Annotated in this window: 22 protein-coding genes and 1 other annotated feature (1 of these 23 running past the window's edge); of the genes, 9 read left to right on the top strand and 13 right to left on the bottom strand. The window is 59.2% G+C overall.

The window, feature by feature from the left end:
• Positions 1–138: 138 nt before the first annotated feature.
• The 11 genes from LQ220_RS18530 to LQ220_RS18480 all read right to left on the bottom strand — a co-directional run bounded on the left by LQ220_RS18530 (position 139) and on the right by LQ220_RS18480 (position 12,507).
• Complete coding sequence (locus tag LQ220_RS18530; RefSeq protein WP_230189620.1) at positions 139–939, bottom strand: cyclase family protein; 801 nt, start codon at positions 937–939, stop codon at positions 139–141.
• Positions 936–2,150: an SDR family NAD(P)-dependent oxidoreductase gene (locus LQ220_RS18525; protein WP_230189619.1), complete on the bottom strand. Its 1,215-nt coding sequence runs from the start codon at positions 2,148–2,150 to the stop codon at positions 936–938. The genes LQ220_RS18530 and LQ220_RS18525 overlap by 4 nt, the downstream gene beginning before the upstream one ends.
• Positions 2,147–3,319: a thiolase family protein gene (locus LQ220_RS18520; protein WP_230189618.1), complete on the bottom strand. Its 1,173-nt coding sequence runs from the start codon at positions 3,317–3,319 to the stop codon at positions 2,147–2,149. The genes LQ220_RS18525 and LQ220_RS18520 overlap by 4 nt, the downstream gene beginning before the upstream one ends.
• A complete protein-coding gene (locus LQ220_RS18515) occupies positions 3,316–4,923 on the bottom strand; it encodes an AMP-binding protein (RefSeq protein WP_230189617.1) in 1,608 nt (535 codons plus the stop codon). The genes LQ220_RS18520 and LQ220_RS18515 overlap by 4 nt, the downstream gene beginning before the upstream one ends.
• Positions 4,924–5,043: 120 nt before the next feature.
• On the bottom strand, positions 5,044–5,505 hold the full coding sequence (locus tag LQ220_RS18510) for a MarR family winged helix-turn-helix transcriptional regulator (RefSeq protein ID WP_230189616.1): 462 nt from the start codon (positions 5,503–5,505) through the stop codon (positions 5,044–5,046).
• 11 nt (positions 5,506–5,516) lie between these two features.
• Positions 5,517–5,966, bottom strand: a complete 450-nt coding sequence (locus LQ220_RS18505) for a MarR family transcriptional regulator (protein WP_230189615.1) — start codon at positions 5,964–5,966, stop codon at positions 5,517–5,519.
• Positions 5,967–6,096: 130 nt separating this feature from the next.
• A complete protein-coding gene (locus tag LQ220_RS18500; protein ID WP_230189614.1) occupies positions 6,097–7,668 on the bottom strand; it encodes an indolepyruvate oxidoreductase subunit beta family protein in 1,572 nt (523 codons plus the stop codon).
• On the bottom strand, positions 7,665–9,824 hold the full coding sequence (locus tag LQ220_RS18495; protein WP_230189613.1) for an indolepyruvate ferredoxin oxidoreductase subunit alpha: 2,160 nt from the start codon (positions 9,822–9,824) through the stop codon (positions 7,665–7,667). Before LQ220_RS18495 ends, LQ220_RS18500 begins: the two co-directional genes overlap by 4 nt.
• A 67-nt stretch (positions 9,825–9,891) precedes the next feature.
• Complete coding sequence (locus tag LQ220_RS18490) at positions 9,892–11,223, bottom strand: DUF4185 domain-containing protein (protein ID WP_230189612.1); 1,332 nt, start codon at positions 11,221–11,223, stop codon at positions 9,892–9,894.
• Positions 11,224–11,277: 54 nt separating this feature from the next.
• Entirely contained in the window at positions 11,278–12,048 is a 771-nt protein-coding gene (locus LQ220_RS18485) for a hypothetical protein (protein WP_230189611.1), read from the bottom strand.
• A gap of 72 nt (positions 12,049–12,120) precedes the next feature.
• Entirely contained in the window at positions 12,121–12,507 is a 387-nt protein-coding gene (locus LQ220_RS18480; protein WP_230189610.1) for a DUF6152 family protein, read from the bottom strand.
• A gap of 325 nt (positions 12,508–12,832) precedes the next feature.
• On the opposite strand from LQ220_RS18480, the gene LQ220_RS18475 reads away from it, so the two are divergent.
• From LQ220_RS18475 to LQ220_RS18435, 9 genes are all read left to right on the top strand, one after another.
• Entirely contained in the window at positions 12,833–14,152 is a 1,320-nt protein-coding gene (locus tag LQ220_RS18475; RefSeq protein ID WP_230189609.1) for a hypothetical protein, read from the top strand.
• Between the two features lie 98 nt (positions 14,153–14,250).
• Positions 14,251–15,639: a serine hydrolase domain-containing protein gene (locus LQ220_RS18470; RefSeq protein ID WP_230189608.1), complete on the top strand. Its 1,389-nt coding sequence runs from the start codon at positions 14,251–14,253 to the stop codon at positions 15,637–15,639.
• A gap of 240 nt (positions 15,640–15,879) precedes the next feature.
• Positions 15,880–16,779: a Ku protein gene (locus LQ220_RS18465; RefSeq protein WP_230189607.1), complete on the top strand. Its 900-nt coding sequence runs from the start codon at positions 15,880–15,882 to the stop codon at positions 16,777–16,779.
• A 46-nt stretch (positions 16,780–16,825) separates the two neighbouring features.
• On the top strand, positions 16,826–19,303 hold the full coding sequence (gene ligD / locus LQ220_RS18460; protein ID WP_230189606.1) for a DNA ligase D: 2,478 nt from the start codon (positions 16,826–16,828) through the stop codon (positions 19,301–19,303).
• Between the two features lie 229 nt (positions 19,304–19,532).
• A complete protein-coding gene (locus LQ220_RS18455; RefSeq protein WP_230189605.1) occupies positions 19,533–20,108 on the top strand; it encodes an SRPBCC family protein in 576 nt (191 codons plus the stop codon).
• Entirely contained in the window at positions 20,108–21,295 is a 1,188-nt protein-coding gene (locus LQ220_RS18450) for a zinc-dependent alcohol dehydrogenase (protein WP_230189604.1), read from the top strand. The genes LQ220_RS18455 and LQ220_RS18450 overlap by 1 nt, the downstream gene beginning before the upstream one ends.
• Before the next feature lie 13 nt (positions 21,296–21,308).
• Entirely contained in the window at positions 21,309–22,097 is a 789-nt protein-coding gene (locus LQ220_RS18445; RefSeq protein ID WP_230189603.1) for an SDR family NAD(P)-dependent oxidoreductase, read from the top strand.
• A 48-nt stretch (positions 22,098–22,145) separates the two neighbouring features.
• On the top strand, positions 22,146–22,991 hold the full coding sequence (locus tag LQ220_RS18440; protein ID WP_230189602.1) for an oxygenase MpaB family protein: 846 nt from the start codon (positions 22,146–22,148) through the stop codon (positions 22,989–22,991).
• Entirely contained in the window at positions 22,988–23,296 is a 309-nt protein-coding gene (locus LQ220_RS18435; protein ID WP_230189601.1) for a UvrB/UvrC motif-containing protein, read from the top strand. The genes LQ220_RS18440 and LQ220_RS18435 overlap by 4 nt, the downstream gene beginning before the upstream one ends.
• A 45-nt stretch (positions 23,297–23,341) precedes the next feature.
• On the opposite strand, the gene LQ220_RS18430 is transcribed toward LQ220_RS18435, so the two are convergent.
• Together LQ220_RS18430 and LQ220_RS18425 are read right to left on the bottom strand one after the other, a co-directional pair.
• Entirely contained in the window at positions 23,342–24,343 is a 1,002-nt protein-coding gene (locus LQ220_RS18430; RefSeq protein ID WP_230189600.1) for a GNAT family N-acetyltransferase, read from the bottom strand.
• Between the two features lie 182 nt (positions 24,344–24,525).
• On the bottom strand, positions 24,526–25,362 hold the full coding sequence (locus LQ220_RS18425) for a cupin-like domain-containing protein (protein ID WP_230189599.1): 837 nt from the start codon (positions 25,360–25,362) through the stop codon (positions 24,526–24,528).
• Between the two features lie 232 nt (positions 25,363–25,594).
• Positions 25,595–25,608: a sequence feature (sul1 is cis-regulatory element that is thought to sense ions involved in sulfur or methionine metabolism; They are found in Alphaproteobacteria), on the top strand; it runs 42 nt beyond the window's last position.

Genomic DNA, 25,608 nt, shown 5'->3' with positions numbered 1-25,608 from the left:
TCATCCTCCCCTTGCCGCACACGCTGTGTTGCTCAACCCAATCAATGACGGATCAACCGTCTGTCGGTATTGCGTTGCTGGCATCTTAGTTTGTATTTTCGGCCAGCCTCGTTTGCGGGCTGGTTTTCTTATCTCGCATCAGGCCGCGTCTGTCGGCGCAAGCGCCATGACGCGTAGTGGGCTTCCCGAGCCGCCCTTGATCTTGAGTGGCATGGCGATGATGATCGATCCAAAGACAGGCAACTGATCGAGGTTCGTCAGGCATTGCAGACCATAGCGGCCATTGCCGTGAAGGATTGAATGCGCGGGGAGCGGCTCATCGAACAAGCTGGATTGCCCCGCGTCTGTGCCGACCGTTTCCACGCCTAGCCCGATGCAGTTACGGTCATGGACGAGGAAGCGCATCGCGTCGGCATCCGGGCCGGGCGAGTGGGCGCCATCGTCCTTGAGATTAAGATAGGAGAGCGTGCCTACCCGCTTCGACCAGTCTGAGCGCAGCAGGACCCAGTGGCGTGGCGGGATGGGGCCGTTGCGTGTTTCCCATTCCTCCAGAAAAGCGCGCGTAACGATGAAATCCTCGTCCGCCGCTGCTTGCGGCGCAATGTCGATGACGACGGCGGGGTGGATGAAGTCTTCTGGTGGAACCGCGTCAACCGTTCCGTTTGGAATGTCGCGCCCCGTCACCCAATGCGCCGGCGCATCGAAATGCGTGCCGGTATGCTCGTTCATCGAGATATTGTTCCAATACCATGCCGGGCCATTGGCATCGTAGCGCGAGACGGTTTCCATCCGGAAGGGCTCACACTGCCCAAATTCGGAGGGCAGTACGATGACCGGAAAATCGCTCGACAGGATGTTGGTAAGGTCGATGGCGCGGATCGCGCCGTCAGCTATGCCCGCGATCATGGTGGAGAGGGTCTGATTGGGGGTGAGGGTCACAGGTTCTTCTCCCTTGCATAGAGTGCCGGGTCAGCCAGCCAACGCGTCATCGCGTCGTCGGCCACATCGCCAACGCAGGTCTGCTCGCGCCCTTTCTGAAGTGCCTCGATTGTGGCGGACGCCAGCCGGGCAGGCGCAACCTTTGGCGGTGGGATGCTTTGGTGATGCTCATCCTCTACCGGGCCGGTGAAGATCGACAGCACGCGCACGCCAGCTTCCCGTATCTCGTGACGGAATGCCTGCAACAGTGAGAGCCGCGCTGCCTCGGCTGCGGCAAAGCCTGCATGGTCCGCCGAACCGGTCAACGCATCGCTCGATATGATGTCCACAAAGGCGCCATGCGATCGGCCTGCAAGCATCGGCCCGCAGCTTTGCGCCAGCCGTGTGAGCCCAATCGCTGCCACTTCAAAGGCACGGCGCTGCTCGACGATATTTGCGCCGCCACTAACGCCGCCACTGCGCACATGGCGCGCAGTGTTAATGACGATATCCAGCGGCCCGCCGATTTTGCTGAGCGCTTCAGACAGGCTGACCTGGTCCGTGATGTCGAGCGGCACCATCTGCACGTCGGGCAGACGCAGGATGGGGTGATCGGCATCGGCGATGCGCGTGGGCGGCAACATGCCGGCCATAATCAACCCCGCGCCTGCATCGTGCAGTGCCTTGACCATTGCGAGGCCGATGGCGCTGCGGGCATCGCTCACCAGCACGGTCTTGCCTTGCACGGGCACGATGAACTCGCGCAGTTGCGGATCGGTCATGTCGAAACCCCTATCAGGCGGAAAAGCGAATAGAGCGGCATTTCCGCTTCTGTCGAGGAGGATGCGAACCTCCACCCGGTCATCGGGGGCGAGATCGCGGTGCAGATGGACGAGGGCTATTGGCCCCGCATCGAGCGCGACCGTGCCGGTGCGCCAGGGCAGATGGTCGCGGAAATAGAGATCGGTCGTGGCGTGGATGATAGTGTGGCTGAGTAGCTGCCCACCATTCTCGATATCCTGCCAGGCAAGTTCGCCCCAGCAGGCCGGGCAGGCGTCACGCGGGGGATAGGTCGCCGTACCACAGGATGTGCAGACTTGCAGTACGAACCGACCCATTGCGGCGCGGGCGGACATGGCGTGCATAGCACGGCTGCGCGCCGAAGGGGGCGTGTGCCGCGCCTTTTTGCGGGCCAGCGGATCGCGTTTTTCGCGGGATGCGCGCTCGCTCATCGCAGAGCTTTCAAGAGAGCGGCGCCCGTGCAAACGCCGCGATCATAATTGACAAGGCCAAAGCCGGAGACGAGCGAAATTTCGGCATCGGGCACTTGGGCGCCGAGCGGCTGCGCGATGATCTGGCGCAAGCCCTCGGTCATGTTCTGGAAGCCGCCTGCAGCGCCTGCCTGACCGGCAGAAAGCTGGCCTCCATTTGTGTTGAGCGGAAGGTCGCCGTCAATGTCAAAGCTGGTCTCGCGAATGAACTGCGCAGCCTCACCCTTGGGGCAGAAGCCCAGATCCTCAAGCTGCATCGCCACGATGACCGGATAATCGTCATAGACCTGCAGTGTATCGACGTCCGTAGGGGCGATCCGTGCAGCGTCCCAAAATCCGTCAATGTCCATTGCCCAGCCGCCGCGATACTGCACCGGATCTTGCGGGAAGGCGTTGTGCCGTTCGATGGTCGCCATGATCGTCGCTGCGGCGAGGCCGCGCTCGGCGGCAATCTCCGGCGTGGTGACGATGAAGGCTTCGGCCCCGGCGCAGGGCATCACGCAATCGAACAGGTGGACGGGGTCTGCAATTGGCCGCGCGGCCAGATAGGCATCCAGCGTGAGCGGCTTGCGTTGCAGCGCCAGTGGGTTGGACCCGGCATTGGCGCGTTGGGCGACGCACAGCTTGCCAAAATCAGCGCGGGTGATGCCGAAGCGGCGCATATAAGCGTCCGTAATCAGCGCGAAGGTCGCGTTGGGGCCGCCATATCCATAGGGATACACGGCATCCCGCGAGAAGCGCGAAAAGCCTGCGAGGCTGTGGCGGAAGCTATCGATCTGGTTGGTGTCTGCTGCTAGGCACACGACCAGATCGGCATCGCCACATTGCACGGCGCGGGCAGCGCGGCGCAAGGCCATAACCCCACTCGCGCCGCCGGTCGGAATATGGTCCAGCCAGCGCGGCGTGAGTCCCAGATGCTGGATCATGCCCACGGCACTATCAGGGCCGGACGAGAAGCTGGAGAAGCAGAAGCCGTCTATATCGGCGGGCTGGAGACCAGCCACTTGAGCGAGTTGCTGCAAGGCCCGGCCTGCCCACCAATGCGCGCTCTCCGGTGAGAAGCGTACATAAGGCACCGTGACTGGTGCGCAGACGGCAACGCCATCATAGGAGGAGGGGCGGCGGCTCATTTGCTCCGTTTCTTGAAGGCGCGCGTGTCATGCAGCGCCCCTGCGGCCATCTGGTCTGTCACAAGATCCTTCAATGCCGCGCGCAGGATCTTCTCCGTGGGCGTGCGCGGCAGTTCGGTGACGAAGCCGATCCAGCCCGGCACCTTATAATAGGCCATCTCGTCCAGCGCCCAGCGCGCAATATCTGCCGCAGTCTCGTCATCCGCATCGCTGGTCACGACCAACGCCACCACTTCATCGCCGCGCACTGCGTCGGGCGTTGCGGCCACGGCGACCTGGCGGATAGCCGGGTGCTTTGCGAGGATCGTCTCCACCTCTACGGCCGAGATATTCTCGCCCGAGCGGCGGATCACATTCTTTTTGCGATCGACAAAGCGCAAGTCGCCATCGCTATCACGCGCGACTATATCCCCGGTGTGGAACCAGCCGCCCTCCCAGGCCTCCTGCGTCGCTTCTGAGTTTTTGAGATATTCGCGGAAGAAGCCGTAGCGCGGATTATCTCCCGCGCGCCGCACCAGCAACTCGCCGGGCTGGCCATCCTGTGCATCGTCGCCCGCATCGTTGATGATCCGGATCTCGATTTCGTCGGTCGCTCGCCCAAAGCAATGGGTGCCCACCTTGCGCGGCTCGTGGGAGGCGCAGATAACGCCCCCGCTGCCGGTTTCCGTCATGGCCCAAGCCTCGATCAGCGGGAAGCCGAAGCGCTCTTCGAAAGGCCCATGAAGCTCGCTGGAGACGCCCGCACCGAAACCAAAGCGCACGGCATGGTCGCGATCCTGCGCACTCTCCGGCGCCTTCATCAGCATCGCGGGCATCACACCCAGATAGTGCAGACATGTCGCCTTGCTACGCCGCACGGAATCCCACCATGTCGAAGGGTGAAAGCGATCAAGTAGGATAAGGCATCCGCCCTGCGTCATCATCGCCATGACGGATACGGCGAGAGCGTTCATGTGGAACAATGGCAGCGGCGTCAGCATGCGTTCCTCGCCCTCGCGCAGAACGATCAGCCCGCCTACATCGCGATACCAGTCGCCTGAATGCAGGAAATATTCGTTCGTCAGCACACAGCCCTTGGGGCTGCCCGTCGTGCCCGATGTGTAGAGCAGAGCCGCTTCCCGGTTGGCATCATCTGTCGCAGCAGGTGGTACGGACGTAGGCAGGGGCGGTGTTGGCTGGTTAGGGGTGACCGGCAGCATGGCGCTCCCGGCGGTCAATGCAGCCTCGGACATCTCCGCCAGACGATCTGGCAAAACGAACGCCGCTGCCATCTCAGAATGCGCGATCAGATATTCCAGTTCGCTACGCCGCAGGTCCGGGTTGATCGGCACGATCGACGCGCCGAGCCGGTTTGCTGCAAGAAAAATCTCCAGAAATTCGGGCCGATTGTGCAGCAGCACTCCGACGCGTGTACCCTCGCCATAGCCAGCCGCCGCTAGGGCATCGCTACGCTTAACTACACGCGCCAGCATCTCCGCATAGCTGATTTCACCTGCCGCGATGCCGTAGATATCGGCAGTTTCAGACAGAATGTCGAGAAAGGGCTTGTCTGGCCAGCGGGCGGCAGTCGCACGAAAGCGTGCAAAGATTGACAGGTCGCTCATGAATTGATGCCGGCCCCGTTAGTCCGCCACAGTGCGGCCTGTTGAAAGATATGCATCAGCATATGTTTATAGCTAAACTAAATGCTGTCAAGCCATCTGCGTCGGTAACGACAGGAAGCTTCAGCCGGTCAATTTGTTGAGGTTGGTGAGCATACGGGCAAGCACATTGCGGCAAATATCACGTTCGGCTGCAGACGTGCCCTCACTTAGCATTTCGAAATAACCGTCCATTGCCGGCCAGATTTGGTGCAGTTGTTTGCGTCCCTTGCTGGTCAAAACAATCTCACGGCGGCGCTGGTCCTGCTCAGGGACGCGCCGTTCGACCAGGCCTTGTAAAACCATCGCTTCGATCGCGCGGCTCGTGGAGGATTGTTCGGTGAAGGTCCGTTCGGCGACTTCGTTGATCGTTAGCCCGTCTTCGATCTGCAGGATCGACAACGCCCTGAGCGTAACAAGATTGATGCTGTCTTTTTGCAGCATACGCGTTTGTGTCGCTTGTCCAAGGCTGGCTAACCGATTGATTAGATAGGGTAGGTAGCTTTCTAGCTCGGCATAGCTGCTTGGGGGACTAGCGTGGTTCATTCTGTCTCTCTTCAATGCTTTTGGTCTAACGTCCGCGCTAGCTGCTCCAGAGTGATGCGCGTATTGCTTAGCTGCTCAGCAGCTATGGAGCCAAGCAGGCTTGCCAGCAGTTCATCATGCCGCGCCCTTGCCGCCAGATAAAGCGATCTGCCCGCTTCGGTGATTTGGACTAAAAAAGCCCTGCGATCGCTGGCTGATTCTTCGCGGCATATCAGTCCATCTGCGATCAGGCGTCGCACCAGGCCGGTCACGTTGCCGTCTGTAACCTTGAGTTGACGGGAAAGATCCCGCTGGTTGATGCCATTGGGGAAGCGATGAAGCTGGGCGAGTACGTCATATTTGGCCAGCGTTATACCAAACTCGTGACTCAACTCCCGGCTCAGCCGACCGAAGACTGCGCTATGAACTTCCAACATAGCCTGCCAGGCCTTCGTTTGCCCATTGCGCTCAGCGTCGGCCATTAGCGGCAAAACCTTGTTAGCCTGATGAGCGCCATCACATCCTCATTGTCCAAGCCCGGATGCTGCCCGCGCTTCAATTACCCCTTGTTCGCCGCGTAATGCGGTCTGCCGGGCGAGGGGGCAAGTGCAATCATGCGAAGGAACGGATGGTCTTGATCAGGCCTTCCAGATCGCCGCCCTCGCCATCGCGAATGGCAGTTTCGCGTAGCCGCCGGGCCCAGTCTGCCGCATCTTCGCGGTGCGCCAATAACTTGATTTCGTCGGTGACCCTGCCAAATTTCGAGACACCGCGCGCATGCGTATCGGAATAACCTTTGATAAGGCGCTGGCATTTCACGAGTTCTACGCCAAGCGCATAATTGCTTGGGGTCAGGTCGGCGACGAGTTTTAGCCAGTCATGGCGATGCGCTGTCTCGGTGGCGTGGCGCAGCGAAGCACGGCGCATGCGGCGCATGCCCGCAAGCGTATAGAGCATCAGGAACCAGCCTGGCGAATAGGTGCGCACGCGGCGGCCTTTGCTGATCCGCCGATCTAGCCAAGCATAGACGCGCTCGTGTCGCATGAGCCACTCGCCGAGCCGGACAGGAACCAGCCCGACCATTTCCTCCATACGGGGATGCATATATTCGGTCGTCTCGAATAGCTGATCTGGCCGCAAACCGATTTCATCGCCGATCCGCTGGCGACGCGCTGAACGCGTCTTGAGGTCAGCGACGCGGATCACATCATCATAAGTCATTGCATTGGCGATGTATTTGGCGGCATTGAGGGTGAGCGCAAAGCCCTTGCTCTCCCCCTTCAGCTCAACGTCGATCCGGTGAATCGCCTCGAGCGTGGTCAAATATTCCACGCCATAATCAAGATCCTGATAGTCCAGTACCTTTGCGAGTCCGGCGCGTGCCATCGGCTGGGCCTTTAGCGGGATGCTGGCCTGCAACCGCTCGACCAAGGCGGCAACCCGCGGCTGCATCGGCGCGGAGGGACTCCGAACCTGCTTCGTTGGCACTGGATCGGGAAGGGGCGTTACGTTCTCCGCATTGTTGTTCGCGCGGGCGAAGGCGGCGTCAAAGACAGCGATGCTCGCCGTCACGCCCTTGCCGTCGCCGCGAATGACCGCGTGATAAGCTTCGATGGGGAAGGGTAATATTTCAGCCGCAGCCAGCGCACCGAACATGGCGGATGAAATGACGCTGCCATGCTTGGCTGCGAGCGCATTCATGTCGAAGATGATGCTGCGCTTGGCGGTGATGCCGATCGCGTCAGTCACTGCACCGCTATCCGCAATCCCCTTGCCGGGTGCGCTTTTTTCGCCAATCGCGAGGGATCGGTGGCTCGATGCGATGAGCGTCGTACGTTCCGGGGTAACGATCCCGCGCAGGATCGAACGACCTGCTTCGATGAACTCCGATGCGATGACGACGTCGACATCGCCTGGGGTCGGCATTTGCGCAAGGATCGGCGAGCGTCCGCCGCTCGCCTGCATCATTTCTACATAGTAAATGGTCGCGCCGGTGCGCTGCGCCACGCCGGGCACGGAGGTTGACTGGGCGACCCAGCCCGCATCCTCGGCTAGCTTGACGATCCAGCCGGTTAGCACGCCGCCGCCCTGGCCACCCATCGCAACGATGGCAATGGAGATCGGTCGCTCGGTCGCCGGACCACCCGGTGCAAGCGGAAGCTTCACTGTTTCATTGCGTATCATGCCACTGCCTCCAGCACTACGCGGCGACGGTCGCGACGCGCCTGCAGGAAGCCGATGAAGGCCAAAGCGCTTTTCGCCTTGAACTTGTCCCACCAGCTGGGGTTGTGAATGATATCCGCGCGGTAGAAGGAGGGGCAAAGCACCGCCGCCTCGGAGACTTCACCGCAATTGCCGCAGCCCACGCAGCTATTGTCGATGGCGGCAACCGGGTCGTCGCGCAACGGATCGTCGAGATGCTTCACCGAGAGCGACGGGCATCCGGAAAGCCGGATGCAGGCGTGATCGCCCGTGCACACATCTTCATCCACGCCGAAACGCTGCTTGATAACGCGCACGCCATTTTTGACCGCCCTGGCCTCCAGAGGTCGCACCCTGCGCTGCTTGTTAAGCATGCATTCGGATGACGCGATGATGATCTTAGGGCCCTTTTCCTTCGTGGTGAGGGCTTCAGTCAGCACGCGCTTCATCTTGCCGACATCATATGTGCGGTCGACTTCGCGCACCCAGGTCGCGCCGATGCCGCGCACGGCTTTTCCGATCGGGTTGTTAGTCTTGCGCGTCTTGTTGGGTGCGCGGGACGAGAGAATGTCCTGCCCGCCTGTCGCGGAGGAATAGAAATTATCGACGATCAGGAAAACGCCGTCATGTTTGTTGTAAACGGCATTGCCGATGCCGCTGGTGAGGCCGTTGTGCCAGAAGCCGCCATCGCCCATCACCGCGATAGAGCGCTTGCCGGTGCTGCGGCTGAACGCCGATGCCGATGCGGCGCCAAGGCCAAAGCCCATCGTCGTGTTACCGAGGTTGAAGGGTGGCAGGATAGAAAAGAGGTGGCAGCCAATGTCGGCGGAGACATGATGCTCGCCCAACTCTTCCTGCACCATCTTCATCGCGGCGAAGATCGGCCTTTCCGGGCAGCCTGTGCATAGCCCCGGCGGGCGAGCCGGAACGACCGATTTGAGGTGCTCTACAGGCGCCAGCGCCAACACAGGCCGCGCGTCGGGGCGGGGAGGGCGGTTGCCGAGCGCCCGTGGATCATTCGTCTCGAAAAAGGCCTCGAACCCGCCCAGCAAGGCCTCGACCGAATAGTCGCCCCCCATCGGCAAGACATCCTTGCCATGGATCCGCGCCGCAACATTGCACCTGCGCAACACGGTATTGAGCGCCTGCTCCAGATATTCGGGCTGGCCCTCCTCCACCATCAGCACCGCATCCTTGTTGCGCGAGAACGCCTCGATCTCGCTGTCGATCAGCGGATAAGTGACGTTGAGCACATAGAGCGGAACCTTGGTGTTTCCATAGGCATCCGACAGGCCAAGATACTGCAAGGCGCGGATGACATTGTTGTACATGCCGCCCTGCAGGATGATGCCAACCTTGCCCTCATCCGGACCGAAAAATTCGTTGAGCTTGTTCTCGCGGATGAAATTGATGGCTGCGGGCAAGCGATGGCGAATCTTCTCCTGCTCATGCTCATAGGCCGCAGGCGGGAGGACGATCCGTCCAAGGTCGCGGCGTGGCGTGTTCAGCGCATCGTCCAGCGTATAGGCGGGGCGGACATTATCCTTGCATACGAAGCTGCCGTGCATGTGGCACGTGCGAACCCGCACTTCGAGCATCACCGGAGTATTCGATGCCTCGGAGAGCTCGAAGCCCTTCTCGATGAAGTCGACGATCTGTGCGTGGTCGGGCCGCGGATCGAGCAGCCACATTTGCGACTTCATCGCGAAGGCATGCGTGCGCTCCTGCATGATCGAGGAGCCTTCGCCATAATCCTCACCGATGATGACCATTGCGCCGCCGGTTACGCCGCCAGAGGCGAGGTTGGCCAGCGCGTCGGACGCGACATTGGTGCCGACCGTGGATTTCCACGCCACCGCGCCGCGTAGCGGATACATGACCGAGGCCGAGAGCATGGCGGCCGCCGTTGCCTCGTTCGCTGAACTCTGAAAGTTGACGCCCAGTTCGCCCAGAATGTCCTGCGCGTCGGACAGAACGTCCATCAAATGGGAGATGGGAGAGCCTTGATAGCCACCGACATAAGAGACACCGGCCTGCAACAGGCCCTTGGTGATCGCCAATATGGCTTCACCCTTGAACACCTCTCCCTCGCCGAGGCGAAGATGTTCAACTTCTTTGGCGAAGGACCGTTCTGCCATCTCAATTCCCCTAGGTTCTATGCATATGCATATATTTAGAGGTAAATTAAGTCAACAAGATGATTATTTAGCCCTGCACGAGGTCGATGCGTTGGGCATTCATTGCGAATCCGGGCATGTAACGACGCAGGATTTCGGCCTCGATGACGGTCTTTTCCGAGGCATCGCGCGCCTTGCTCATCTCCGCATCGACAAGCGCTTCATCTCGCCCGAACGCGCGCAGGCCTGCCAGATCTGCCCAGACGAGCCAGAAGGATCGACCATCGGGGGCCAGCCAGCCCGGCGCAATCTGCGGCGCATAGGCGCGGGCGGCAGAGTCCCCATCGGGCAGCCAGGCTTTGTCCTCATGGATTTGGCGCCACGGACCCCAGGGATGATCCGCTACCCACAAGCCAAGATAGCTCGGCTTACCAAAGGCCGTACCGTCCGGCGCGCAACCGATCCCGGCGCTGGTCATCATATAAAGCCCCAGCGGCGCATTCCACACCACGCTCGGCAGCCAGGATTCGACCACCAGATCGCCTGGGAACAGATTGGCACTGTTCACCCAACCAAGCGGAAAGCTGTGGATCGGCTGGCGGCTGGCAATATCTGCCGACCATTGTGCTCCGCCACCGCGCGTGCGCCCTGCAAAGAAACGATATGCTCTGCGATCAAGTAAGCGATCCTTTTCGACGCGGAACAACATGAGCTGATTCATCAACCCATCGACACTTCCGTTCAGACCATAAGCATAGACATAACCATCACGATCAGCCCCGCTGGCGCCGCCTTGCTGAAGAAAGGCCAGCAGCGAGAAGCAACCGTCCGGTTCATTGAAGAAGGGGAAACGCTCGCGTGACTGCGCGCTCCAATCCTCCCATACGACGGGGCTTGACCCATCCCCATTGCGCCAGGTCGCACCGCCATCCGGCGAATGAATGAGCTTTGCGCCCGTCCAGCGCCGGGGGCGATCCTCGGCATGATCGAGCGTGGCGAGAGCCTGATAGATGTTCTGGCCAATCGCGATCACGCCGTGGCCATAATAATGCGGCGCACCTTCGGGATGGGCGGCTCGGTCCACGATAGGATAGCCTGCCAATTGCGCGAACCGGGCGCTCTGCGGTGGGCCATCGACCGTCCACAACCGCGTGCTGAAGAATGTCGCAGGCGGCGGCACCCAGCCGGGGCCATCGTTCACGACAACGATCTGGCGACCGTCGCCCACCACGGTCATCTTATATCCATCGCCCAGCCCGCCCAGCCGAGTGACGGTGCCTTTGGCGGGCACGACGTGTCCAATTGAAGAGGAACCGCGTCTCGACGGAGCGGCAAGAGCGGGGGGTATACCTGCTCCGGCGACGCACGAGGTAAGGCCAAACGCCAGGCTCTGGCGCAGGAAGTCGCGTCTGCGGTTCATCTGCAATCTCCGGGAGCGGGGGCCGCGCGGTGATGCGACAGCCCCCGAATAGGCTTACTTGATCTCGTTGCCTGTCTTCATCTCGACGGTGCCGTCAGCGCCCACCTTGAACAGCGGATCTTCCCGATCGCAGAAATATTCCTCCATTTGGTAATCGGGGTTCCGCTTGTAACCGTAGGTGAAGGTGTAGGGTTCGAGCAGCCGTTGCGGATCCGTGATGGTGATGGCGTCTTCCAGCAGATCGGGTCCGGTCAGCCGGATCCGCTCGGTTATGACCATTTCACTACTGGAGGGAATCTCGAAGAAGTGCGCGCCTTCCTGCACACCCTTGGTGGTCACCACTAGTGTATCGCCTTCCCATTTGCCGACGGAGAAGCCGTAATAATTAGGGTTGAGCGCCTCGATCGGGGGCATTGGCCGGTTGAGGTAGATGCGCCGTGTCTGCGTCAGGAATTCAGCGAGAACCGTAACCCGGCCGGGCGTCTGAAGAATTTCGAGCGGAAAGATCGCGCCCATTATCGCTGGCATACCCTCTGGCAGGCATTGCGTACTGGGGTCTACCCGCGGTTTGCCAGCCTTGATGAGCGCTTCTCGCTCAGCGCGCAGCTTCTTCCATTCAGTCGCATAAGGCTCCTTGAGCTTCGGGCCGCTCCCCGGCACGGGGAGCTCAAGAAACGAAAGCTCCTGTCCCGCAAAAGGATCGGGATAGATTTCCCATACGCCAGAGATGTCAGGCTCGTTCGCTGACGCTGCGGCGGGAGCCAGATTAAAGCCCGTAAAGGCGAGTGCTGCTGCAAGAAGCAGTGCAAGTTTCGGTTTGCGCATTCCCATTCTCCCTCCTGGCTGGGTGCGCCAGCCAGGCCTATTTTCTATGTCAATTGGGTGAGTGGTGCTGGATTACCAACCGCTCAGCGTACGCCCGTCCGGCAACTTGATGGTGTTGAGCATGCCGCCTGGCTGGCCATTGCGCAGCGGGTAGAAGCTCAGGTCCACCTTGTCGCCAGCCTTGAGCGAGTTGAAGGCCCAGCCGCCCTTGCGCATCATGTTCACGCTGCTGCACTCGAACACGTAGCGGGTAACTTTCGGTCCCTCCTGCACATTAACCACAACGAAGGAGTGTGGGTTGGTGAAGCGAAATTGCGAAATCGTAACTGAGGTCTTCTTTAAAACTTTCGTCTGATCGAACATCGCGAACGAATGATGCGCGAGTGCTGGACCGGCCAATATGGCTCCAAACATGCACAAAGTGATCGCTTTCGCGGCGATATGTCCAAAACGTTTCATATACCCGTCTCCTTATTCGTGCCCGCGGTCCCAGATTCGTCGCCGAATACGTTTGCTGAACCTGACGGCCAGTTCGGTATCTTGAGTGACGTTTGTGCTCGCGTGGTGAGTAACTATAATGGAATAACGTAACTTGCGTGCGGTACGCTGCGAAGGCGATTACAGTTGTGAAACCGTTACAAGCGACGGAAATATCAGCGATATTACAAGGGTTTTACGCTTGACCTTATTATTTCTCTGTTTGCTGTCTAATGTTGCCAAGCGGTCCCATTGTTGCGATCTGTGAATTGTGGACCAATCCTCTGATCCTGTGAAACCATCTGCCTTGCACGAGCGCCATCCAGGTCTTGTTGAAGCGTCTGGTGCTGCGCGCGCCGCGCTTGAGGCAAGCCGCTCGGATCGCCTGCTCCGGCTGTTTGACTATTTGCTGTCCAAGAGCCTCATGGGCGAAGCACCATCGGAGCAGCAGATTGCGGCAGATGTTTTCAGCGCGGAAGATGCGCTGACGGGTGGGCAGGATCCCAATGTCCGCGTCTATGTTCATCGGCTGCGCAAAGTACTCGAGACAGTTTTCGCTAATGCGACCGGCCCGAAACTGCACATACCCGTTGGCGAGTATCGCGTACGCCTGATTGAGCGGAGCGATGCGGGGGCACAATCCGTTGCCCTGCCGCGCGTTCCTGTGGACGTAGCGGCCCGGCGGCGCAGGCTCGGCATCGTCATCCTGTCGGGCGTTGCCATTTTACTCGTTTTGCTGCTCGGCTGGCGTTGGGTGGATCGCGCGCCGCCCGCACTGGCGCAAACAGCCCTGTGGCAGCCGCTGAGCGAAAGCGAGCGACCGCTCGTCGTAATCGTAGGGGACTATTATCTGTTCGCCAAAATCAAGGGTGCATCCGCCGCACCTGATGGCGAGCCGCAACTGGTCTGGGATAAATCCGTACCGACCCGCGAAGACCTGACGGTGTTGCAAATGCTAGATCCATCGCAGGCTAATGCCGTGGTCGATTATAACCAGCAATTCGTGTCAGGCGGCACGATCGAGGCGCTGTCATCCCTGCGCGCCACCCTCAATCAGTTGCCCACTTTGCGCCGTAAGTCCGTCAAGCTGATACCTGCATCGCAATTGACGCCGGAAATGCTCAAATCCTCAGATATCATCTACGTTGGCCAGTTTAGCGGCATGCCGGCCCTCTTGCGTGATCCGCTCGAGGAGGCGTCCGGTTTCCAGATCGATCCCGGCTTCGATGGCCTTACTGACCGGGTCAGCGCCAAGCGTTATCAATCGGATGGTATGATCCTCACCGATGAGCGGATCGGTCGGCGAGATTTTGCCTATCTGGCAAGCAGCCCTGGTCCCGCTGGCAACCATTTGCTCGTGATCGCAAGCATAGGTGAAGCAGGGCTTAAGGAAGCGGCATTGCTGAGCGGGAATCTGGCGCAAATGAAGACTCTGGGGTACGATCCTGCCAAACGGCTAAGCGGATTTGAGGTGCTGTATCGCGTCAGGACCATCAAGAACGTCAACATAGGCGCAACCAAATTGTTTAACCGGGCGCTGCGGGGGGCGGGTATCTGGGATAGTTCAGGAGACGTGGCGCCATATAGGCCCTTCGACAGCAGAAAAGCGTCGGCAGAACAGCGATGATGTGGCGCGGCGCAGGCGTTGGTCCCCTGTCCGCTACGAGTAAGCTTCTGGCCGTTTTGGCAATGGTTGCGCGGGGTGATCCTCTGCACATTTTGCGCATGAAAACACTCAGTCTGGCCGTTGCTTTGTCCGCCCTGATGCCGTGCGCGGCATGGGCTGATCCTGTCGAAACTCTGGTCGCGCAGGAAATGGCGCGGAGCAATACGCCAGGTGTCGCCGTGGCGGTGGTCGATCGCGGGCGCATCGCGCGCGTGCAGGGCTTTGGCCAAGCCAATATTGAGCATGGCGTGCCCGTCCATGCCGATACGCTCTTCAAGGTGGGGGCCACGGGCATGCAGTTCACGGCGGCTGCGGTCATGCTGCTGGTCGAGGATGGCAAGATCGAACTGGATGCGCCTGTGTTGCGCTATCTGCCCAAGGCACCTGCGAAATGGGGCAAGGTGACGATCCGTCAGTTGCTAGACCACACATCGGGCCTGCCTGCGACGCCCAATGGCGATTTTCGCACAGATTATACGAATGCAGAGTTACTAGCCATCATAGCCGCGGAGGACCTTAATTTTCCAGCCGGAGCCCATTGGCGCTTTAGCTATGCGGGCTATATCGTGCTCGGCTTCGTTATCGAAGAAGTGACAGGCGAGCATTGGTCGAGCTTCATGGCGCACCGCATCTTCACACCGCTTGGCATGAACGGCGCACGCAAAATTGACGAGATGGCTATAATCTCCAATCGTGCGGCAGGCTATGAGTTGCGCGAATCTGGGATGCGTAACGCGGAATGGGTATCGCCAACCGCTAATTCGACAGCCGATGGCTCGCTTTATCTTTCAGCGCTCGATTATGCGGTTTGGGCACAAGCTGTTTCGGAACGCCGCCTGCTTAGCCCGCAATCATGGGATATATTGGCCAGGGAAGCGCGTCTGGGAGATGGCGCGACCTGCGCCTATGTGCCCGGCTGGTCTGTCAGCATGCGCGGAACGCAGAAAGCTTGGGGGCAACTCGGCAGTTGGCAGGGGTTCCAGGGGTATACATTGCGATACCCTGATCGAGACCTTGCCATTGTTGTCTACGCCAACGGCGAGAAAGCCGATGTGCAGCGCGTCGCACGCACGATCGCCGGATTGACCGATCCTTCGCTTGCGTTGCCGCCAGCCACTCCGCGCACCGATGTCGATTCTACCACCCTTAAAGCGCGCTCTTTCATTGAGGATTTAGCAAAAGGGCGTGCGCGCGCTACCGATTTCACGAAGTTCGCGAAGCTCGATTTTGACGAACTGACTGCGCTATATGGCGCAATGTTGGCCAATCTGGGGGAGCTTACCGAATTCGCGCTGTTCGACCAGTCGCCGAGCTGCGGTGAAACCACTTACCGCTATCGTGCGCGCTACACCAAGGGCATGGTCGATATTCAGTTGGGGCTTACCAGTGCCGGTAAGATCGTCAACCTTGAGATCTCCCCCTTAAGCGAATGGACTCAACCGCTTTAGCTCGGAACGGCAACGCCCTGATACCGCGCGGTTGATACAGGCCGATCTGAGAAGGTCGGGCTCGACGTGAGATCATAGAAAGGCCGAATGCACAGCTTCTGCTTCGGACCCACTCCTACCGCTCAGGCATCCCTTTGCTCGTCTCTCGGCAGACAAAGAGCTTTCCCATTGCCGGTTCATCATGGGCACGGAACGGGTCAATGCGTGAAGGGTTTACGCCATTGGATGACAGGAGATGGTATGGCTGCACGACCCTATTGGAAAGGCCAGATCCGGCTCGCGCTCGTGTCTATCCCGGTCGAGATATATTCCGCGACCCGAAGCGGCGCGACGATTGCCTTCAATCAGATCCACGAGCCTTCAGGCAAGCGCATCAAATATGAGAAGGTGGTGCCGGGCATTGGACCGGTCGATCTCGACGATATCGTCAAAGGATTCGAGTATTCCAAGGGCGAATATGTGCTGCTTGACGAAAAGGAGATCGAAGGCGTCAGGCTTGAGAGCAAGAAGACACTCGAACTCACGCAGTTCGTCGACTCCCATGACATCGATATGATCTATTTCGAGAAACCCTATTACGTCGTGCCCGCAGACGAGCTTGCGGAAGAAGCGTTTATTGTCCTGCGCGAAGCGCTGCGGCGCAGTCGAAAGGTGGGGCTGGGCCAACTGGCGATGCGCGGCCGGGAATATGTCGTCAGTATAAAAGCGTGCGGTCGCGGAATGGTGATGGAGACGTTGCGCTATGCTGACGAAGTCAACAAGGCAGCAAGCTATTTCCGGGAAATCGGTGATGACGAGCCGGACGACGAACTGCTCGATCTCGCCACCACCTTAATCGACAAGAAGACCGGCAAGTTCGATGCTAGCGATTTCCATGATCGCTATGTCGATGCGCTCAAGGCGCTTATCGAGCAGAAGAAGAAGGGCAAAACGCTCAACATCGAGAGTGCCGATGAAGGTGGCAGCGACCCGAGGGGAGGGAATGTCGTCGATCTCATGGCTGCGCTGAAAAAATCCATCGGCCCGGAGAGCAAAGCCAAGTCTTCAGCAAAGAAGCCCGCTGGTAAAGCGACGACCAAGCGAGAGGTTAATTTGGCGGACAAGACACCGACCAAAGCACCCGCCCGGAAACGAGCGTAAATGGCAGCAGTTAGGGCTTAAGCGGTAAAGAGGCGGACCGAGCAGAATGGCGAAGGCTCAGGACAAACCTGCAAAAGACAGCCTGGACATCTATCGGGCAAAGCGTGATTTTGCGCGCACCGCAGAGCCTTCCGGTGCAGAATTCCCGACCGCCGGCAACGGCTTTGTCGTTCAGAAACATGCAGCGTCGCGGTTACACTACGACTTCCGCCTTGAACTCGACGGCGTTCTTGTGAGCTGGGCCGTCACTCGGGGGCCAAGCCCAAGCCCCGACGACAAGCGATTGGCAGTACGTACCGAAGATCATCCGCTCGATTACGCCCGGTTCGAGGGCATTATTCCCAAAGGTGAATATGGCGGCGGCACGGTGATGCTGTGGGACAATGGCACCTGGGAGTCGATACCCGGCAAGGATCCACGCCAGACGTTGCCAGAGGGCCATCTCCATTTCATTCTCCATGGCCATCGTATGCGGGGCGAGTGGATATTGTTCCGGCTCAAGCCACGCGGGAAAGAACGGGGTGAAAACTGGATATTGCGCAAGGTCAGCGATGGCTTTGCAGGGGGATCGGACGATCTTGTAAACCAGCATCTTACGAGCATCGACAGCAGCAGGACGATGGAAGAAATCGCGGCCGGTAAAAAAGTCCCCAAGCGTAAAATCCAAAAAGCGAAGTGTCCGGTGCAGCGAAAGACGAAGGGCGGCGATCCACCACCTTTCCAGCCGGTGCAACTCGCGACGCTTGTCGACCATGTACCCGCAGGCAAACAATGGCTCCATGAGCTAAAATATGACGGCTATCGCACGCTTTTGGCCATGAGCGGCGCTGGTGGAAAAGCCTATACCCGCTCAGGTCTCGACTGGTCCGATCGCTTTGCCGGGTTGATCGCGGACGCGGAAAAGTTGGAGGCATCCAGCGCGCTGATCGATGGCGAGGCAGTGGTGATCCTACCCGATGGCCGCACCAGCTTTCAAGCATTGCAAGCGGCGCTTAAGAATGACGCCGACCGGATCGACTATATGGCGTTCGACCTTTTGCAATTGAATGGTGAGGATCTGACCGGTCGGCCCCTGCTCGAACGCAAGACATTGCTCGCCAAGCTGATCGGGGACGGGCTTGGGCGTATCCGCTATTCCGATCATATCGTCGGGCGGGGGGAGCAGCTATTCGAACGCTTCTGCGGTGCGGGGCTCGAAGGCGTCATCTCAAAGCGTGTCGATGCACGCTATTCTGGCGCCCGCTCCGGAAACTGGGTCAAGACCAAGTGCACCCGCCGTCAGGAATTCGTGATCGTAGGCTGGTTGCCATCGGACAAGCAGCGCGGATTCAGATCGCTGCTGCTGGGCGTCCATGAAAAGGGCAAGCTGCGTTTCGCCGGGAAAGTCGGCACCGGCTTCTCTGCGGACGAGATGGAGAGGCTGCTGGAGCTGATGGCGCCACTTGCGCGGAAACAACCCACAGTCGAGGCACCGCCTGCGGCCGTGCGCCAAGTGCACTGGATCAAGCCCAAACTGGTTGCGGAGGTCGCCTATGCAGAGTTTACGGACGAGGGAGTGCTGCGCCATTCGAGCTATCTGGGTTTGCGAGAAGACAAGAAGCCGGAAGCGGTCGTGTTTGAGGACGATTTGCCCGTCGAGGAGGTAACCCGACCCACCGCCACCAGCGGCGTGAAAATTAGCAATCGCGAACGGGTGATATTTCCAGAGGGTGAAATCACGAAGGGCAATCTGGCCAACTATTATGAGGCGGTGGCGGATATCATGCTGCCTTGGGCAGGCAGTCGACCGATCAGCCTCGTGCGATGCCCACAGGGCCGCGACAAGAAATGCTTTTTCCAGAAGCATGACGCCGGAAGCTTTGGCGAAGCGGTAAAGCAGGTGCGCATCGTCGAAAAGGATGGGGAGGAGGAATCCTACCTTTTCGTGGATGCGCCCGCCGGTCTCCTCACGTGCGTCCAGATGGGGACCATAGAATTTCATGGTTGGGGTGCCCGTATCGAGGATGTCGAGAAACCGGACAGGCTGGTGTTCGACCTCGATCCCGATGAGGGGCTTGAATTTAAGGATGTGGTGTCGGCTGCCTTTCATCTTAAAGACACGTTGGCGCAGATGGGTCTCGTCACCTTTCCCATGGTGACCGGCGGAAAGGGTGTCCATGTGATCGCGCCGCTGACCCCAGGCGCGGAATGGCCGCAGGTCAAGGATTTTGCGCACCGTTTCGCCACTGCATTATCACAGGCCGATCCTGACCGGTTTACCGCAGCTCTGGCCAAGGCGAAGCGTACAGGCAAAATCTTCATCGACTATTTGCGTAACCAGCGCGGGGCGACCGCCGTCATGCCCTATAGCGCGCGTTCGCGGCCGTTCGCGCCGATTGCCGTGCCGCTAAGCTGGGAAGAACTGCGTAATCTCGATAGCCCAGCGCATTGGCATATTGCGGATGCGGCAGAGATGGTGAAGCGTGCGGCCTCCAAGGATTTGGTACAGTGGGGCAGAGCCGATCAGTGTCTACCTGACCTCTAGAAACGGCCCGACTGGATTGGCGGAGGACGCAGCAGACATAGCAGGTGTTGCGCGCTCCGCCCCACTCCTTGCGTTGGTGAGTACGATCCGTACGCCCGCCCTAACGTCGGTTAATATGATTTCTCAATGACGATTGGACCTATCCGACGTCCAGGCGTTGTCCGCTCATAAGGAGGCGTAGCGTCGAGGCTGCGCTTCACGGACATCATCAGAGGAGTCGGAAATGTCCATGACCATGGCAACAGACGAAGCCCCCCCGGCAACATCGAAGCTGAAAGACGAACGTACGAGTGCGATCGCCGCCCTGACCCAACCTAAGGGCGACGACTTGATAGGACGGTCGGTCACGATCAACCGTCCGCGAGAAGAGCTGTTCGCCTATTGGCGCGATTTCTCCAACCTGCCCACGTTTATGGATAATGTCGAACGGATCGACGTCTTGTCCGACACGAAATCCCACTGGGTGGTTAAAGCGCCGGCGGGAAAAACCGTGGAATGGGATGCCATTATCACCGAAGAGAAACCGGGTGCGCTGATCGCCTGGACATCGGCTGAGGGCGCTGACGTACCCAATAGCGGGCGTATCGAATTTGTGGATGCTGCGGAGCGCGGGACAATCGTCAGGGCGACAATCGCCTACGACCCACCCGTCGGCGTCGTGGGCAAGGTGATCGCCAAGCTGTTCCAGCGTGAGCCCGCCATCCAGGCGCGACGCGACTTGCGGCGGTTCAAGCAATTGATGGAAACCGGAGAGGTCGCAACGGCGGCCTGGACACAAAAACAACGCGACGAGGAGAACGCCTGATGCGCGCACTTACATGGCACGGTAAGCATGACGTCCGCGTCGATACGGTCGATGATCCGGAGATTCTCAACCCGCGCGACGCGATCATCAAGATCACCTCGACGGCGATCTGCGGTTCCGACCTGCATCTTTACGACGGGTATATCCCGACCATGCAGGCAGGCGACATTCTTGGCCATGAGTTCATGGGCGAAGTTGTAGAAACTGGTGCCAAATCAAGCTTGAAAAAGGGCCAGCGGGTCGTGGTGCCTTTCACCATCGCCTGCGGTAGCTGCTATCACTGCGGCAAGCATCAGTATTCCGCGTGCGACAATGGCAACCCGGCTGACAATCAGGACATTGGCCAGGAAATGTATGGTCAGCCCATGTCGGGACTGTTCGGCTACAGCCACCTGACGGGAGGCTATGCCGGTGGGCAGGCCGAATATGTCCGCGTTCCGTTCAGCGATGTGGGACCGATTATTGTGCCTGATGGCTTGGACGACGACGAGGTGCTGTTCCTTTCCGATATCCTGCCAACCGGCTGGCAGGCTGCGGAAAATGCGGACATCGAACCGGGCGATACGGTCGCTGTATGGGGCTGCGGCCCGGTCGGGTTGTTTGCGGTCCAGTCCGCCTTCCTAATGGGCGCGCACCGCGTCATCGCAATCGACCATTTCCCGCATCGCTTGGACTTGGCCAAGAAATTCGGGGCGGAAACGATCAACTTCGAAGAATCAAAAACTTACGAAGCGCTTATGGAAATGACTGGCGGCATCGGGCCTGACGCAGTGATCGACGCCGTCGGACTCGAAGCCCATGGCTTCTTCGTCGACAATGTGGTCGATCAGATTAAGGCGTCGCTGTTCCTGGGGACCGATCGCACCCATTCGATCCGGCAGGCGATCCATGCCTGTCGCAAGGGCGGCCGCGTGTCGATGCCGGCCGTCTATGGCGGCTTCGTAGACAAATTTCCGCTGGGCGCATTCATGGAAAAAGGTCTGACGCTCAAGACCGGCCAGACAAGCGTGCAGCATTATATGCCTGCCCTGCTCAACGCGATTCTGGAAGGCAAGATCGACACGACCTTTCTCATATCCCATCGCATGAGCCTTGAGGACGCGCCCAAGGGTTACAAGATGTTCCATGACAATCAGAATGACGTGACCAAGATCGTGCTGAAGCCCGGTCTGGCCGCCGCGATATAATAGGAGACGCACCATGGCAGACAAATTTGCAATCGTCACAGGCGCCTCGACCGGCATTGGCTTCGAACTGGCCTCTATCGCGGCAGAAAACGGCTATGACTTGCTGGTCGTTGCTGACGAACCGCTGATCGATGCCGCCGCGCAGGACTTTAAGCAGAATAACGTCGACGTTGTATCGTTGGAGGCTGATCTGGCTACATTGGAGGGCGTCGATGCGCTCCTTGCTGCCACAAACGGCAGAAAAGTCGACCTGTTATGCGCAAATGCCGGGCGCGGCCTCGGTCACGGCTTTCTGGATCAGGACGTGGCTGACTGGCGGCGTGTCGTGGACACCAACATCACTGGCACGCTGTATTTGCTCCAGAAAGTCTTGAAGGAAATGGTCGCGCGCGATGCAGGCAAAGTGCTCATTACCGGATCTATCGCTGGCTTTATACCAGGCAGCTTTCAGGCAGTGTATAATGGCTCAAAGGCGTTTGTAGACAGCTTTGCCGATGCGATCCGCAATGAGATCAAGGAAAGCAAGGGGGTCACCATCACGACCTTGATGCCCGGACCGGTGGAAACCGAATTCTTCGATCGCGCCGATATGCTTGATACCAGCGTGGGATCCTCGGAAAGCAAAAGCGATCCGGCCGACGTCGCCCGCGATGGCTGGGACGCCTTAATGAAGGGCGAGGCTCATATCGTGTCTGGATGGAAGAACAAAATTCAGGCTGCAGTGGCGCACGTAACGCCGGCTGCGGTTCTGGCGGAACAGCATCGCAAAATGGCGGAACCCGGGTCGGGCGACGATGACTAGGAGACGGCCTGCGCAAGCGGCTTGTCAGAGCCGTTCGTTGGCGTGGGCATGCTGACTTCACGCCTCCTCTCCAACCGCGTCAAACGATCTATCCGCCATCAGGTGGTCAGTTTGTTCAACGATGGGAGAAAGAGGGAGACGCCGGTATCGAGAAGCAGCAACGCTCTGTTGGACGAAGGGTCGGCTGCATGGCGCGTGCATGGCGATGTCACATCCATGATGGTGGGCGGGATAAGCAGCCTGCTGATGCAGATGCTGCATCCGGCTGTGCTGGCAGGGGTGTGGGATCATTCTAATTTCCGCGCCGACATGCATGGCCGCTTGCGGCGAACCGCGCGCTTCATCGCCACGACGACCTACGCCGATCGCCAGCAGGCGGAAGCTGCCATGGCGCGGGTTCGTGCCGTGCATGACCATGTCACGGGCGCTCTGCCTGACGGTACTGCCTACCACGCCAATGATCCCGCGCTGCTTGCCTGGGTCCATGTTACCGAAACGAGCAGCTTCTTGGACGCGTGGATCCGCTATGGTGAACCGGGCATGTCCTTGGACGACCAGAATCGCTATTTCGCGGAAATGGCGGTGATCGGCGGCACGATGGGCGCCGACCCGGTTCCCACTTGCCGATCCCATGCGCGTGCGTTGATCGAAAAGATGCGTCCACAATTGTACTTTGATGCAAGAACGGAGACGGTGGCACGATTGATACTGCACGGAGGTGCGACCCGATTAATGGCGGAAATGCCAAGAAGGTTGGCAGCTCAAGCGGCGGTAGACCTATTGCCACATTGGGCGCAGGTTATGCACGGACTTAACCTAACGCCTTTGGAGCGCCCGATCATCCGCGCAGGCACGTTCGGCGTTGCCCAGACAGTGCGTTGGGCGTTCAAATGACCAAACCCGTTACCTTCGACCTAGAAGCACTGCGCCTGTCCATGGAGGATGCCGCTAGTCGTGGAGATTTTGAAACTGCCGCGGCTCTGAGGGACCGCATCAGTCTTTTGCGCGGCATCCCGGCGGGAACCCAGCCCGTGGATTTCGATACCACGGGATTGGACCGTCAGAAGCCCGGTGCCATGGGGTTGGGGACGAGCCGACAACGTGCATCTCCACCTCCCGGATGGTCACCGCCCAAGAAGCCGGATCTCATGACCCAAGGGCGATCTCGGCGCGGCAAAGGCAGCAACAGCGACAAGTAAAACCGAGTTTTGGGCCGCCGGATCGTTCGTCGTGACGGATTGCAGCTACTGCGCGTGCGGCCCGGCAAGATGTGTTTTGACCGCCGCATAGACTGCCCGAGCCTTGATCAATGCGTCGAAATGAAGACGTTGCCGGCTGGAGCCGATCGCGATGGCCCCATCGACGATCTTCCTGCTGTCTCGCCACAGTCGATGACAGTTGTTCGCTTCGCGCGGTACGCAGGTGTCGAACGACATATGGGGCTGACGTCCGATCCTACTTCTGATGTCCCGCATCAATAGCTGGCCAGGGGCGTAGGCCCGATATTCTTCATCGAAGGCCATCTTGAAGCCATGGCCCCAAGTCGAGGATTCAAACCAACTCGACATGGCGACGGTCCGGCCATTGGCCGACAAGCTGCACAATCGTGCGCTGCCGTTTGCATGGCCGCGTTCGATGACGGTGCGAAACAGAATTTCCGTTGCTGGATCGCTACTGAGCGCGCTGCCCATGCGGCCCTTCCAGCCGGATGCCTCCATTTCCAAAAATGCATCGATCCAGGCAGCGCAGGGCTGACCCGCATCGAGCATCGTGATGGCCACAGGACCATGATCGCGTTCAAGGCGCTGCGATAGGCTGCGCAGTCGACCTTGTGTTTTGGCGTCGCCGCGCACTTCGGCATCGTCGCCAGCGCGGTGCGCCGGGCGCTCAAGGCACTGGATGGTGTGACATGCACGCCCTTCCTGCTTGCAGCGGTCGAACAAAGCGATGCTGACCGGATCGTCGGCATCGAATCTTTCAAAATGAAGCAATATTTCGCCGCTGGTGCGCATGTCGAGGAACGCAAGTAATCTATCCCAGAAGATTTTCGCCGATTGCGCTGCAACCAATGGCGTCCCCAGAAACTGGTTGGTAGCTGACCAATTGCGCCATATGCGTGCAGGCCAGCGTCCAAATCGTTGTTCGGCAATCAGCGGCATCACGCCAAGCCATCGCCCGCGTCCATGGCTAACGACAACAAGCATCGCGTCACTGCCATCATGGGAATGGCTTAGCGCGGCTTTCATAAACCAATCCTGCACAAACACATTGGCAGCACCGGCCTGTGCGGACAATGCCGCCCAGCACTTGCAATCGTGTGCTGTTAGGTCCGCGTAACGCAACATGCGTACATTTAGCTGGTTCGCACCAACCGCTAACTCCTCATCGCTATTACTCGCACGAAAGGCGCTGGCGGGCGGCAAGGCACTCATAACAGACCGGCTTTGCGTGCCACACGGCAACCGAGCGAACGCCATTTCGGCACCTTTGGCCATGTGGGTATGGCGCCGGTCGGCAATCCGCAGCGGCGCAACATCGGATTGATCTGCAGCGCGTCTCCAACCGACTGGCTCCATTCACTCTGCCACGTTATCGATAGAGACACTGAAGGTTCCGCGCCCGCCTTTACCCAATGGGGCGACGCATAAGGAACGAAAAGCGCATCGCCGGGCCGCAGCGTGTGAATATTGGCCTCCGCTTCATAGGCGTCGTTCCAGGGCAGCATATTATTGCCCCCGCCATGATAGTCCTCGTGCCGCTCAAGCGGTAACCAAGGAGGAATGGGTTGATAGGTCGCAAACTGCTTATCGCCCGCAATCTGGAACAGGATGTTATATTCGCAGTCGAAGTGAAACGGCGTTAATGTACCAGGCGAAGAAATGAAGATGAATCCTCTGACGGTCAAACCCTTGCCGGTCGCAGGAAAAATTGAGGGTCCGATCTCATCCATCAGCCTTTCTAGCAACTCACGATAGGCGGGCAGTTGCTCTACGAAGCGGAGCATGACCCAGTTGCCGCTCGTACCGATAGATTGAATGACGCTTGCCGCATCGGCGTCGTCTGATCGGTCCATGGCAAACTCGCCGCCGTTCGCAGCGTTCGAGATCCGCCGCTCGACATATTGCGGCGGCAGTTCGAGCGCCGCTTTGGCCAGTGCATCCAATGATAAGAGGGGCTGATCCACGAGGCTGTGCTTCAGCATCGCTGGCGATAGAGGATAGGCACTGGCGAAGGGGCCGAGACTGGACGGGGCGAGGAAGGTCATAGCGGCAAGTCTTCAGCGAGGGCAATTGACTCAGCATTGCCGCTGAAGGCTGAAAATCCAGTTAAGTGCCGCACGTTCGTTCTGGTGCAATTCCTTACCAAAGTGCGTTCCGCTTAGATTCCCCTAACAGCAATCCCAAAGCCAAGTGTTCACACTTGAAAAGGAAAGTGCTGCGGGACAAGGTTTGTCATGTTGCGCTGCCGCAATATCGGGGTTAGGGACCCCGCATTCGTATGGACCCGGTGC

The organism is Sphingobium sp. CECT 9361 (genome assembly GCF_918741285.1).
Lineage (GTDB): Bacteria > Pseudomonadota > Alphaproteobacteria > Sphingomonadales > Sphingomonadaceae > Sphingobium.
The sequence above is the reverse complement of the archived record's forward strand: the minus strand, read 5'-3'. Positions and strand labels throughout refer to the sequence as shown.